At 58.2% G+C, this 13,882-nt stretch carries 11 protein-coding genes; 5 read left to right on the plus strand and 6 right to left on the minus strand.

Annotation, left to right across the window (positions count from 1 at the left end; genetic code table 11):
- Nucleotides 1-48: 48 nt before the first annotated feature.
- Entirely contained in the window at nt 49-690 is a 642-nt protein-coding gene (gene crp / locus ACTRWH_RS01520) for a cAMP-activated global transcriptional regulator CRP (RefSeq protein ID WP_007153756.1), read from the minus strand.
- Between the two features lie 236 nt (nt 691-926).
- Here crp and ACTRWH_RS01525 point away from each other — a divergent pair, with 236 nt between their 5' ends.
- The 4 genes from ACTRWH_RS01525 to ACTRWH_RS01540 all read left to right on the plus strand — a co-directional run bounded on the left by ACTRWH_RS01525 (nt 927) and on the right by ACTRWH_RS01540 (nt 4,050).
- On the plus strand, nt 927-1,349 hold the full coding sequence (locus ACTRWH_RS01525; protein ID WP_036210899.1) for an OsmC family protein: 423 nt from the start codon (nt 927-929) through the stop codon (nt 1,347-1,349).
- Between the two features lie 256 nt (nt 1,350-1,605).
- A complete protein-coding gene (gene speD / locus ACTRWH_RS01530; protein WP_036210896.1) occupies nt 1,606-2,397 on the plus strand; it encodes an adenosylmethionine decarboxylase in 792 nt (263 codons plus the stop codon).
- Between the two features lie 157 nt (nt 2,398-2,554).
- Nucleotides 2,555-3,157, plus strand: coding sequence for an FMN-dependent NADH-azoreductase (locus tag ACTRWH_RS01535; RefSeq protein WP_036210893.1), 603 nt, complete (start codon nt 2,555-2,557; stop codon nt 3,155-3,157).
- Nucleotides 3,158-3,192: 35 nt separating this feature from the next.
- A complete protein-coding gene (locus tag ACTRWH_RS01540) occupies nt 3,193-4,050 on the plus strand; it encodes a pirin family protein (RefSeq protein ID WP_462825806.1) in 858 nt (285 codons plus the stop codon).
- Between the two features lie 6 nt (nt 4,051-4,056).
- Here ACTRWH_RS01540 and ACTRWH_RS01545 read toward each other — a convergent pair whose 3' ends face one another.
- Both ACTRWH_RS01545 and ACTRWH_RS01550 read right to left on the minus strand, forming a co-directional pair.
- Nucleotides 4,057-4,923, minus strand: a complete 867-nt coding sequence (locus ACTRWH_RS01545; protein WP_075194216.1) for a phosphoribulokinase — start codon at nt 4,921-4,923, stop codon at nt 4,057-4,059.
- Between the two features lie 19 nt (nt 4,924-4,942).
- Complete coding sequence (locus ACTRWH_RS01550) at nt 4,943-8,692, minus strand: DUF1631 family protein (RefSeq protein WP_126811389.1); 3,750 nt, start codon at nt 8,690-8,692, stop codon at nt 4,943-4,945.
- 168 nt (nt 8,693-8,860) lie between these two features.
- On the opposite strand from ACTRWH_RS01550, the gene ACTRWH_RS01555 reads away from it, so the two are divergent.
- A complete protein-coding gene (locus ACTRWH_RS01555) occupies nt 8,861-9,931 on the plus strand; it encodes an aminopeptidase (protein WP_305936490.1) in 1,071 nt (356 codons plus the stop codon).
- Here the strand turns inward: ACTRWH_RS01555 and argA are convergent.
- The 3 genes from argA to ACTRWH_RS01570 all read right to left on the minus strand — a co-directional run bounded on the left by argA (nt 9,902) and on the right by ACTRWH_RS01570 (nt 13,818).
- Nucleotides 9,902-11,212 (minus strand): amino-acid N-acetyltransferase, encoded by a 1,311-nt coding sequence (argA, locus tag ACTRWH_RS01560; RefSeq protein WP_036210878.1) that lies wholly within the window; start codon nt 11,210-11,212, stop codon nt 9,902-9,904. The two genes, ACTRWH_RS01555 and argA, sit on opposite strands and share 30 nt — an antisense overlap.
- 180 nt (nt 11,213-11,392) lie before the next feature.
- The gene (gene argE, locus ACTRWH_RS01565) at nt 11,393-12,553 is read right to left on the minus strand and encodes an acetylornithine deacetylase (protein WP_036210875.1); all 1,161 of its coding nucleotides are present in this window, start codon (nt 12,551-12,553) and stop codon (nt 11,393-11,395) included.
- Between the two features lie 26 nt (nt 12,554-12,579).
- Nucleotides 12,580-13,818 carry an LSm family protein gene (locus ACTRWH_RS01570; protein ID WP_305936489.1) on the minus strand — a complete coding sequence of 413 codons (1,239 nt, stop codon included), beginning with the start codon at nt 13,816-13,818 and terminating at the stop codon, nt 12,580-12,582.
- Nucleotides 13,819-13,882 lie beyond the last annotated feature (64 nt).

Here is a 13,882-nt window from a genome sequence, read left to right on the forward strand (position 1 = left end):
AAAGGCCGCTGGTTCCAGCGGCCTTTCGGGACAGGGTGGTAATCGGTTTTAGCGGGTACCGTACACCACCATGGTCTTGCCCTTGACTCGCACCAGGCCCTGGTCTTCAAGGGTTTTCAGAACCCGTCCGACCATCTCCCGGGAGCAACCCACGATCCGACCGATCTCCTGGCGGGTGATCTTGATCTGCATGCCATCAGGGTGGGTCATGGCGTCCGGTTCCTTGCACAGGTCCAGCAGGGTGCGGGCAACCCGTCCAGTCACGTCCAGGAAAGCCAAATCACCCACCTTGCGGGTGGTCTGGCGCAGACGTGAGGCCATCTGCTCGCCGATGAAGTACAGAACCCTGGGGTCCTGCTGGGCGATTTCACGAAACTTGGTATAGCTGATCTCGGCAACTTCGCACTCCGTCTTCGCCTTTACCCAGGCGCTGCGCGAATCCATGTTGTCGAACAGCCCCATTTCACCGAAGAAATCCCCAGCGTTCAGGTAAGCCATGATCATCTCGCGGCCATCGTCGTCTTCAATAATGACGGTAACGGAGCCCTTGACGATGTAAAACAGGGAATCGCTTTTGTCCCCTGCATAAATAATGGTGCTCTTGGCAGGGTAACGCCGGCGATGGCATTGCGAAAGAAAATAGTCCAGATGCTTGGTTTTCTGCTCAACCGGCTTGACGATAGTGGCCATAGTGCGAGTCATGCCTCCTTTGTACTGGCGGGATCCCAATGTTTTTATTCACCCTGCTTTCCCTGCGGGTTTATTCATTATGAGCGCAACTTATAACAAGATGGCCCGGTTTCGGCAACCTGAAACATTATAGACCACATCAGCGGGGCTGCTTTTCAGCGGGCTGCTGGTGCTGACGGGATGTGCTAGCATCGCTGCCAATCGTACGTTATATCCCACTCGGAGCGCGAAATCAGATGAAAGCAACCATTGACTGGACCGGCGACGCCAGCTTTCGGGCAACCAGCGGCAGCGGCCACTCGGTGCAAATGGACGGGCCACCCGACCATGGCGGCAAGGACCTGGGGCCACGCCCCATGGAAATGATGCTGATGGGGCTGGGCGGCTGCTCGTCCTTCGACGTCATGAGCATTCTGCAGAAAAGCCGTCAGGACGTCACCGCCTGCCATGCCGAACTCGAAGCGGAGCGGGCCGACGCCGTTCCGGCAGTGTTCACCCGCATCCATCTGCATTTCGTGGTCACCGGAAACAACCTCAAGGAAAACCTGGTGAAGCGGGCCGTCAGCCTGTCGGCCGAGAAGTACTGCTCTGCGTCTATCATGCTGGAAAAGGCGGGCGTTGCCATCACCCACAGCCATGAGATACGCGACACCGCCTGAACCGGCAAACAACAGGTTCCCACAACGCGGTCACAGCGGCCTGCCAGTCTGTGGCAAACCGGCGGTTATTACGGATGCTAGAATGTTGCCCCGTACTCTACCCAAATTGAAGGTCGATGTGCATAATACGCACCCTTCTCCGCCGGTCTGCGCAAAAGGTAAACAATCCGGTCAGTTATCGGTGGCGGCCTTGGTGGCATGCATCAGACAGACATGACCACTGACATTCATCTCCAGACAATTGGGGGGGCTGAACATGGAAACCAAACTACAGTTACATGGTTTCAATAACCTGACCAAATCACTGAGCTTCAACATCTACGACATCTGTTATGCGCAGACCGAAGAGCAACGTGAAGCTTACATTGACTACATCGATGAGATGTACAATGCCGAACGCCTGACCCAGATCCTCACCGACGTGGTCAAGATCATCGGTGCCAACGTGCTCAATATTGCCCGTCAGGACTATGAGCCCCACGGCGCCTCTGTCACCATGCTGATTGCCGAACACGAACTCAGCAACGGTGAACCGGACAACGAAGAGTCACCCGGCCCCCTGCCGGATGCCATCGTGGCCCACCTGGATAAAAGCCACGTAACAGTACATACCTACCCGGAGAGCCACCCCTACGAAGGCATCAGCACCTTCCGGGCGGATATCGACGTGTCGACCTGCGGTTTGATCTCGCCGTTGAAAGTACTGAACTACCTGATCCACAGCTTCGACTCCGATGTGGTCACGGTGGACTATCGTGTGCGCGGCTTTACCCGCGACGTGGACGGCACCAAGCACTACATCGACCACGACATCAACTCGATCCAGAACTACCTGACCGAAGACACCCAGAACGCCTACCAGATGATTGACGTCAACGTGTATCAGGAAAACCTGTTCCACACCAAGATGATGCTCAAGAATTTCGATCTGGATAACTATGTGTTCGGAGTCAATGCCAGCGATCTTGACCCCCAGGAAGCACAGTCCATCGAGGATCGTCTGCGCCGGGAAATGCTGGAGATTTTCTACTCCCGCAACGTAGAGTAGTAACACGCACAGAAAGATTGAGCCTGCGCCTTACCGGGGCGCGGGCCAACTTGTTCAATTTAACTGAACAACCATTCCAAGATTCTCCGATTTCATCTTCTTCCGTCACGCAGTTCAATAGCCTCATAGCGTTCTAATCAACCAAGAGGCTCTGAACATGAAGAATATTCTCATTATTACCGCAAGTATTTTTGGTCAGGACGGCCAGTCATCCAGACTCGTCAGTCAGACACTGGACCAGCTCCGGCAGACCTACGGCGACATCCAGGCCACCTATCGGGATCTCTCCGCAGAGCCGGTACCGCATCTGGACGCCGAACGGTTCGGTGCCTTCCTGACCAACGCGGACGACCGCGATGGCTCACAGCAAGGCGTCGTCGATTATTCAGATTTGCTGATCAGTGAAGTTGTCGACGCAGACGTCATTGTTATGGGTGTGCCGATGTACAACTTCGGTGTACCGTCGGTGCTGAAAGCCTATTTCGACCACATTGCCCGTGCCGGCATCACTTTCCGATACACGGCAAGCGGCCCTGTTGGCCTTCTGGAAGATCGGCCGGTGTACATCCTGGCGGCGCGCGGCGGCCTATACGCCGGCACGCCGAACGACTCCCAGACGCCGTTCATTCGATCCTTCCTTGGTTTTATCGGCCTCAAGGACGTTCACTTTGTCTACGCCGAGGGCCTGAATATGGGGGATGATAAAAAAGAGAATTCCCTGCAAGAGGCCGGACGAGCCATTGAAACCCTGACCGCCTGAACCCGGCGATTTTTGGCATTGGAAGGAGATCCGTCATGATAGAACGAACCCTCAGACAGGTTATTCCCGGTACCGAAACGTCCGATGGCGCCGGCGTTCGTATCAAGCGCTCCCTCGGACAGCAGCAGAACGTCCGTCTCGATCCCTTCCTGATGCTGGACGAATTCGGTTCCGACCAACCGCAGGATTACATGGCCGGCTTCCCGTCACATCCGCATCGCGGATTTGAAACGGTGACCTACATGATCGAAGGGCACATGCTGCACGAGGATCATCTCGGTAACCGGGGCAACCTGAAGAATGGCGGCGTGCAATGGATGACCGCCGGGCGGGGCATTGTCCACTCTGAAATGCCCCAGCAGGAATCGGGGCAAATGCGCGGTTTCCAGCTGTGGCTCAATCTGCCGGCTGCGGAGAAAATGAAACCGGCGGGTTACCGCGATATCCAGCCTGATGAAATACCAGCCATTACCTTCGATGGTGGAGTTATCAAGCTGGTGGCTGGAGAGCTGACCGTTGACGGCCAGATACACCAGGGCGCCGTCACCGGCTGTAGCACACGGCCTTTGTATGCAGATATCCACCTGGAACCGGGACAGGAAACCCTGCTGCCGATCGATCCGGAACTGGAAGGCCTGCTCTATCTGTACGCCGGAGAAGCGTCCCTGCATTCAGCGACAGACCCCCAGCCCCTGAAACGCTCAGCGGCAAGCATTCTTTCCGAAGGTGACAGTGTCCACATTGGCGCCGGTAAGAACGGAGCCCGAGTGCTGCTGATTGCCGGCAAACCGATTGGCGAGCCTGTGGTGCAGTATGGCCCGTTCGTGATGAACAGTCGTGAAGAGATCGAGCAGACTCTGCGGGACTACAGGGACGGCCGCCTGACGGCCTGAAGGCCTTCAGGCAAAGGGCTTATGGGCGATCAGTTCCTGCACCAGCGGGCGCATGGTCAGATCCATGGCCAGCGATAGCTTGGTTCCCGGGATGACCAGCGTGTCGTACCGGGACAGGCTGCTGCCGCCAATCATTTGCAACAGATAGGGGAAATCCACCTCCGATGGGTCTCGGAACCGGATGACGATCAGGCTCTCGTCTTCTGTCGGCACATCGCGGACCACAAAAGGATTGGAGGTATCCACCAGCGGAATGCGTTGGAAGTTCACATGGGTGTGCGCGAACTGAGGGACAATATCGTGCACGTAATCGTCCATACGGTTGACGATGGTCTGAACGACGGCGTCCTGTGAGTACCCTCGCTTGTTGGTGTCGCGGTGAATTTTCTGGATCCATTCCAGGTTGACGATCGGTACCACTCCCACCAACAGATCCACGTACTGGGCAATGTTGTAGGCATCGCTGACCACGCCCCCATGCAGCCCCTCGTAGAACAGAAGATCGGTTTCCGCCGCCAGCGGTCCCCAGGGGGTGAAGGTACCCGGTTTGTGGCCGGCCTCAATCAACCGCCGGTCTTCGTCATGCACATACTGGCGGAACTGGCCGTTGCCGGTGTGCCCATAGTCATAGAACAGGGCTTCCAGCTTGTCGACATGGTTCGCCGCCAGGGCAAAATGATTGCGTTCACCGAACTGCCCCTTCGCCGCGAGGCGGGCCATCTGCTCACGGTTGTAGCGGTGGAAGCTGTCACCACTGACCATGGCGGCCCGCAGCCCTTCGCTGGCAAACAGGCGGCTGAATATCTCACCCGTAGTGGTGGTTCCAGCGCCGGAGGAGCCGGTAACCGCGATGATCGGATGGCGTTTAGACATAAGCAGGAGGTCCGGAAAGTCAGTCCAGGCTGGTCAGCAGCCGCGGCTTTTCGATGGTGAAACCCTGAGCGTAATCCACACCCAGACTGGTCAGCATATCGAGAACCGCGCGGGTTTCAACCCGTGAAGCAATCACTTCCCGTTTCATGTAGTGCGCCATATCCACCATGGACTTCACCATGGCCTGATCGGTTTCACTGGTGTCCAGTTGGCTGGTGAAGGCGCTGTCCAGCTTGATCATGTCCACCGGCAGGCTGCGCATGAACTGGAACGACGTTGGCCCACTGCCAAAATCCCCCAGGCAGAAACGGCATCCCAGCTCCTTCATTTCCTCAATGAATTCTGAAATGCCCTGAATGTCGTTGATCGCGGAGGCCTCGGTTATTTCGAACCACAGTCGTTCAATGGGTGCGTCCTTCTGGCTCAGCTTGTCGTAAATAAACTCCATCAACTGCTGATCATTCAACGAGTGGCCAGAAAGGTTGATGCAAATCCCCCCCATGTGCTTCGGATCCGGTGCGTGGTCGCGCAGCCAGTCCAGCATATGCCCCACCACCCAGCGGTCCACCGCCTGCATGCGATCATAACGCTCCGCCATGCGGACAAAATCCTTGCCGGTGATAAGGTTGCCGTCATCACCATACATACTGATGAGAACCTCATACTGCGCTGCCATGGACGTACGCGCGTGCAGCGGGATGATCTTCTGGCAACGCAGCAACATACGCTCCTCGTTGAGATCCCCAAGGTTGGCCACCTTCGCTGCAATCTGCTCCTGACGGGCATGGTCATGCGCATCCAGGGTGTATTCCATCACCTTGCCATGGCCGCGTTTCTTGGCCGACTTCATGGCTTCCTCCGCCGCCTTCAGCCAACGTTCGGCATTTGCCAGCGCCGGCAACTCAGGTGCCAGGCCAACACTGGCAGAGAGATGGTAACTGCCACTGTCGAACACAAATTCCATGGCTTCTATGGCTGAGACTATCCCACGGGACGCGTCCAGGGCGTTTTCCGCCGGCAACATAAACGCGAACTCGTTCCCCGAGAACCGGGCCAGCGGCATGCCATCACCAACATGGCTGCGAAGCACATCAGCCACCCTGCGCAATGCTTCATCACCGGCCTGATAGCCGGCCGTATCGTTGAGCAGACGGAACTGCCGCAGGTCCAGCAACACAAGAGCCCGCTGGTCCTCGCGCCTGGCCAGTTGCTGATCCAACATACGTTCAAATTCGCGGCGCCCCAGCAAGCCGGTCAGCTCGTCATGGGTGGACGCCCACGACAACTGGTCATAGACCTTACGCACCATCCGGTCGATGCTCTCATCCACCAGGGGCCGGTCGTACTGGTTGTCCGGAACGATAATGCCTTTGCGCATGTGTTGGGCCAAAGCCTCCAGCGCCAGCTCGACCACGCGCATACCCTGATGATTGACGAATACAAATCGACTGAAGCCTCGGGCTACCCATACCAGGCGGATATACTGGGGCTCATCCGGTTTTTCCTGATCCCGCAACCAGTCGCCGGTACGCAGTTGCTGTGCCCGGTTGATCCACCGCTGCAGGCTGCGCTGATCACGCTCGGACATTGCCTGACGCTTGTCGTCCTCGCTTTTCGACGGTGGAATCTCCACCATCTCGGGCGGGTTTTCAGGGCTGCGCACCAGAAACTGCTTGAGCTCGTCGCGTATCTGGGAGGACGGCATGTGGTTGCTGGAAATGGACGCCAGTCCATCCTGGATCACCCGCAGCAGCTCGGGCAGATTGATATTGCTTTGCGGATCCTCCGCGAAGGTCATCAGCGAATCGATCACCGAGAGGTAATCCTGCCACAGAGGGCTGTCCTCTCCCTGGCGTATCCAGGTCAGCGACAGCAGGTCTCGCCAGCCGCCATCCAGCAGACTGACCACGGCTTTCGGCACTTTTTTCCCGGCCAGTTTAAGCTCCAGCACCCGGGCAACCGCCTTCTTGGATTCAGAAACCTTCTGGGCGCCCTCCGCTGCTGCCGTTACCCTTTCCACGTTGCGGCGGTAGACCAGGTTCTGGCGATCAATCAGCGAGTCCAACTCCTGCACCGCGTTCTCGAACACGCTGGTATCCTGTTCAAAATCGGTGGCTATCCGCTGGATCAGCTCATCAATACGCCGCTGAACAACCGGATTGATGCGGCCGCCTTTCACACCCAACTGGGCCAGCCGGTTCATCACGCCGCGCACCGGGCTTTCCTGGTCGTCGAAGAATTCCGGGTCGCGCATCACCACTTTCAACACTGGCACTTCCAGCTGGCGCATCCGCGACTGGGCGTATTCACTGAGTTTCGGGCTTTCCACCACACTGTTGAAGAAGCGGTCCACCACGTCCAGCGTGCCCTGTTGCTCTTCGCCCAGGGCATGTTCACCGCTTTCCTTCACTCTTTCCACGACACGTTCGCGGAGGGAGGGCTGGTCCGGAGCCACCGTCGCAGCCTGTACCTGGAGCTCCTGCAATTGCTTCTGTAACTCTCCGGCAGACAGTTCCCTCGCACCAGGGGAAAAATCAGCAGGAGCAACGTCGCCCCTTGCCAGGCGGCTGGCAGACAGGGTACCGAGGAGGTTTTTTACCGTGGCAAAAGCGTTCTGGGCGGCGCTGGCATAGCCCCGAAACTCGGTCACCGACTTACGGGATGACTGCTGGCTGTTCTTTTGCGCCGGGGCCTGCTGTACCGCCGTTCCAGAGTCGTCCGGTTGCCGTGCTTCCGCCGGTGGAGCTGTTTTTTTCTCGCTCTGTTCAGATGTCTTTGGCGCCTGCTCACTGAGATACTTGCTGAGATCCAGGTCCGGCAGCACACCATGGCGGATCAGGATGCTGTTCAACTCCCGGTACAGCGGCCCCAGGTGCATCAGCACCGATTTTTCGAAGACACGCAGGCAGACTTTTTCTACCTCGCGATCCGCCTTGAGCTGGCTCAAGCCAACATGGAATGACTCACAGATCAGCGAAGGCCCCAACGGATTATGATGCCCCGTGGAATTGGCAATGCCCAGTTTATCGAGCCGCAACTTCAGCTGAAGCAATTCACCCCGATATTGGGTATCCGCCTTCGTGACCATCACCCGAATCGTCAGCCAGTCTTCGAACTCGCCCTTGTCGACAACCGACAATTCAGACCCTGGAAACCCCTTCGGAGCAGGCTTTAGTGGCGATTCCAGGCTACGCGCCATCTGATGCCAGATGACCCGCTGACGGGCCTGAAGCTGGCCAGAGGCGTCCATGTACTCATTCGCCTGCTGGTCATTACCGGCCTTCTGGGCAGCATCCCGCAAGGCGGTTGTCATCTGCACAAGACAGGCATCCATCAACGGCTCAATATACTGAATCACCGCCTTCGCGGATTGATGCAGAACAAACTGGACCTTGTCACTGGGTGCCCGTAGTGACGCACGGTCCTGATGACGGTTGGCACCACATTGCTCCAGCATGGCGCTGACGGCTTCCGGGTTGGAGCGGGTAAAACTCACGCCCATGGCGCCCTCTATCCGCCGCCTGATATTCACATGAAGCTCATGGCGCTTACGGCCGTCAGGGCTGCGAAAGCGTACCACCAGTTCCTCGGCACCCCGTGAGAGCACCTGATCCAGTTTTCTGGACGTTTCCCCGGAATAACGTACAAACAGGCCTTCCGCGCAAAAGTCGGCGATCTGGCACGGTAGATTGTCACCACTGCCTACATCCAGCTGAGCAGCGAGTTTAATCGGTTGGCGGGGACTAGAACGACGTTCTTTCGGATCCATGAACTACCTGATATCTGGTAAAGCCGAGTGACCCGATAGGGTAAACTGTTTCTGTCACCGGCCGGTATCCCTGAAAGGCAGCGGTAGCTACCTGCTACTTGGGGGAACATGGCTGTAATATAGCGTCTGGCAGCTATGCCAGCCAGCCACAAAATAACAGCCTGGACTATGAAACAGCTTAGTCAGATCTACTTCGTTATGCTACTGATAACGACACTTTCAGGGTGTACGACTTTAGGTTATTACAGCCAGGCGGTCAGTGGCCACCTGTCACTGATGATGTCCACGCAATCCGTGTCCGGACTGATCGACACACCATCAACACCGCCGGCGTTGAAGCAGAAACTCCTGGTGGCGAACGAAGCCCGTCAGTTTGCCGCGCATCGTCTGGCACTGCCGGTGGGAGACGCCTTTGCAGAGTACGCTGAGCTCGGGCGGCCCTGGGTGGTTGTCAATCTGGTGGCCGTTCCGGAGTTTTCCCTTCAGGCCCATCGGTGGTGCTATCCAGTGGTTGGCTGCCAGGCCTACCGGGGCTACTACGAGCTGGAGAACGCCCGGAACGAGCAGCAATTATTCATGGCGGACAACTACGACACGTTCATTGGTGGTGTCACCGCCTATTCAACCCTGGGCTGGTTCGACGACCCTCTACACACCGGCTTCACGTCGTTGCCAGACAACCGCATGGTAGCGCTGATGTTCCATGAACTGGCGCATCGCGTGGTCTATATAAGCGACGATACGGCCTTTAATGAGAGCTTCGCAACTGCCGTGGAGTTGGAGGGCCTCCGGCTGTGGCTGGAGACAGAGGGCGATGGTTCGGGGTTCCAGAGGGCGCTGGCGCGTCTACGTCAACGCAACCAGACCCTCGCCCTGGTCGAGGACGTATCACGGCAGCTTGAAGCACTCTACGCCCAACAGGGCACACTGCCCAAGACGGAACTCCGACATCAGAAAGCGCAGCTGTTCCAGGCCCTCCAGGACGATTACCTGGCCCTGTCAGCAACCTGGGAGCAGCCAGGACCGTTTGGAGAAAATCCGACCGGACTGAACAACGCCAACCTCGCCCTGTTCAGCCAGTACAACCAGCATGTGCCCGCCTTCCGACAGTTACTCCGGGACCATGCTGGCGACTTCAGCGACTTCTATAAAGCGGTGGAGACCCTGGCAGATCAGTCCCAAGACATTCGACAGCGCCGGCTATCCGATCTAGGACAACGCTTTCACGAAGACCTTTGAGTTACGCTGGGTGTTGTAGGACGCCAGCTTCGGCCCCGGCAATTCACGCACCGTGGAAGGTTGGAACCCCCGTTCCCGGAACCAGTGTTCGGTCTGGGTGGTCAGCACGAACAACCGTTGGATGCCCTGGCCCCGGGCCAGCTTTTCAACCATCGCCAGGATGTCATCACCGCGACCGGCACGGCGATAGGCCTGGTCCACGGCGAAACATGAAAGCTCGCCCGCACCTTCATCGGGGTAATGGTAAAGCGCAGCGCATCCCACAATCGTGCCGTCCCGCTCAGCCACCACGAACCGACTGATTTCAGTTTCCAGCATTTCCCGGGAACGGCGCACCAGAATGCCCTGCTCTTCCAGCGGCTGGATCAAGCCGAGAATACCGCCAATGTCCTCCACCCGGGCCTGGCGGATCTGCTCGTAGTTGTCACCACTGACCAGCGTGCCCGCACCGTCACGGGTAAACAGCTCTTCCAGCAACGCGCCATCATCGACGTAACTGATAATATGAGCCCGACGCACACCTTTCACGCAGGCGTCACAGGCTGCCCGCAGCAGATCGCCATCATGCCCCTGCACCATACCTGCCGCCAGACGATCAGATGCCTGACGAGCGGACAGTTCACGGATCAGTCCGGCATTTTCATCCAGCAACCCCTGATTCTCGGCAAACATGATGAGCTTCTCAGCCTGTAGCGCAGCGGCCACCTGGCTACCCACATCTTCATAAGACAGGTTAAAGGCATCTCCGGTCGGCGAATACCCAAGCGGCGGCAGCAGTACGATATGACCCAACTCCAGCAATTTCTCGATTCCGGCCACGTCTACCCGACGAACCTGCCCGGTATAGCCAAAATCGATGCCGTCCAGAACGCCTACCGGCCTCGCGGTGACATAGTTGCCGCTGCTTACCCTGATTCGTGCGTTATGCATGGGTGAGTTCACCAGTCCCATGGACAACTGGCTTTCCAGATACGCCCGCAGCCCACCAATGGCTTCCAGCACCGGCGTCAATTGTTGTTCCGGCGTTACCCGCAAGCCTCGGTGGAAAGTGGATTCTTCGTTTGCCGCGTCCAGACGCGACTGAATCTGGGGCCTTGCACCGAAGGCCACCACGAGCCGGATACCCAAACTGCTTAGCAAAGCAATGTCATGAATGATGTTGATCAGGTTGTCATGGGCAATCGCATCCCCCCCAATCGTCAACACCACAGTGCGACCACGGTGTGCATTAATATAGGGCGATGAGTGGCGGAATCCATGCAACCATTCGTTCGATTTCAAACTCTTCTCCTGCGAGTTTTCAGCTTATGGAGCGTTCCGGGTATTGGCGGGAGACTCTCCCAAAACACGCCCGTGAATACGTCCCTGTAGGGCTCGGTCGCGCCATCCCTGGCGCTCCACGGTTTTGGGAGAGTCTCCCGCCAATACCCTCGTTATACCTCTGAGCTACCTTCCAAACGATCAAAGGCAGAACCTTGTGATCAATCCTTTGAGGATTTTTACCGCCGGGTCCAACTGCGACAACTCCAGGAATTCATCGGGTTGGTGTGCCTGATCGATGTAGCCGGGGCCCATAACCAGGGTTTCCATACCCAATTTCTGCAACCACGGTGCTTCCGTGGCAAAGGCTACCGCTTCCGCAGTATGGCCTGTCAGTTTCTCACAGGCGCGGACCAGTTCGGCTTCGGCCGGGGTTTCAAATGGCGGCACACCATCGAACAACGGCTCAAATGTCAGCGACAACTCACGGCTTTTGGCGACCGGCTGCAGGGTGTCGAGTATCTCCTGGCGCAGTGCCTTCATGTCCATGCCGGGCAAGGGGCGCAGATCAAAATGCAACTCGCAGCGGGCGCAAATGCGATTAGGATTATCACCGCCGTGGATGCAACCCAGGTTCATGGTGGGTAACTGAACCTTGAAATTGGGGTTGCTGTATTTCGCCTGCCACCCCGACCGCAGCGCGAGCAGTTCACCCAGCGCTTCGTGCATGCCTTCCATCGCGTTGCGGCCAAGGGACGGGTCAGAGGAATGGCCGGACTGGCCCTCGAACACGAGGCGCTCCATCATGATGCCCTTGTGCATGCGCACAGGCTTCAAGCCGGTAGGCTCACCGATGACCGCATAGCGGGCCTTGGGACGACCGGCCTCGGCCAGCGCCCGGGCACCATCCATGGAGCTTTCCTCGTCGGCGGTGGCGAGAATGATCAGTGGCTGCTTCAGGTCCTGGTCCACAAAGGCTTTGGCCGCTTCAATGGCCAGCGGGAAGAAGCCTTTCATGTCGCAGGTGCCAAGGCCATACCAGCGGTCGTCCCGTTCGGTCAGGGTAAACGGGTCGCTTTGCCAGCGCTTGTCGTCAAACGGGACGGTATCGGTATGGCCCGAGAGCACCAGACCGCCAGGGCCGCTGCCCAGTGTCGCGATCAGGTTGTACTTTCCGGGCAATCCGGGCACTTCCAGTATCTCGACCTTGAACCCCATGGGCTCCAGCCATTCGGCCAGGGTACGCACCACCGGTTCGTTGCTGTGATCCCACTCGGCAGACGCACTGCTGATCGACGGCTGTGAAATCAGCCTGGTGAGCATCTCGCGAATGCCAGGCAGGTGTTGGATGGATCCGGACATAGAACACTCTCCGCCCCGGTGTGGGGCTAGCGGGCCTGGCCTTGGCGCCAGACCTCAAACGTTGCAATCAGTCTGATGGCGATCGGATACGCCACTTCCCCGCCATCAATCAGTCGTGCGACTTCCAGTCGTTCGTCACCCACGCTGACCAGGCGGCCTTCCACAACATTACCATTGTCCAGCGTAACTCTCACCGTGCGCCCGACCCAGGTTTCAGCATTCTCCGTGTCGGCCAGGTTCCAGCCATCGACGACCGGGGCACCCTCTCCCGGCACTACCGGTTCAAGCACTTCCTGAGGCACATCCGGCACCGCGGGCTCGATGCGCTCAAGATAGACATCGGGCACCACCGAACGGTTGTAGCGGACGGCCAGGCTGGCGTCTGCGGATTCATCGCTGCGAACAGGCACGCCCCATACCGGTGCCGAAGGATTCAATTCCAGGGTCAGTTCTCCGCCTTCTGTCAGCCACTGTCGGTAGAGGGCCAGCAACTGGTCACTGGCGCCAAAGCCACGAGCCGCCAGCGAGTCGCGAAACGCTGCCATGACGATACCGGCCCATTCCCCGGTTTCCACACCCGATTCCCTGGCACAGTAGGCCGCAACACGACGCATCAGGCCACCATCCCGCAATGTCACAGTAACCGGCGACTGCGTGGATTCCGGCAGGGCCGGCAATGACAGGGGATTCAGGCGAGCGCCGGGCCAGTCCAATTCCACGCTGCCGGCGTTGGCGGTCGTCAGCTCCGCGTAGAGACCATCGCCACTCTGAATGACCATAGCCTCCCCGGACACACCATCGACACCCAGACGCATCAGATCACCGCTACCCAACTGCTGGCGATGATCAGGACCGCAGACCGGTGAGAACAACGCCGGGGTTGCGTCGCCTGCTGCCGTCACCCAGTTACGGAACATGTTGGTGTCGAGACCCAGGCTCAGGTTCTCCGCCACCAATGACCAATGCGGGGGCAGGTCAGCAGGGTCCAGGAGCGCACGCACGAGGGCGACCGGAGAGCCTGCATTGAACATCAACCGGTCGAACGCCACCGGGCGGGTAAGCCGGAAATCCTGGTAGCTGCCATCACCCAGCACCAGTCGGCCGACGAGGTCCGAGCGAATATTACCCCGATCAATAACGCCCAGTTCCTCAATCGCCTGCTGGGCATCGGCCAGCCGCTGGTCAGCCAGCCACCAGACCGCCCCTTTGAACGACAGGTAGCCTATCAGGGCCAGGATAACCAGAAAGGTCAGCAGGCGCTTCATGATGTGGTCCTCTTGGGGCGTGACGCCAGGATGTTACCTCGCATTGCGAGGCAACAGGCGGCAT

The sequence above is a fragment of the Marinobacter sp. G5_S1_61_S3 genome (genome assembly GCF_054968585.1).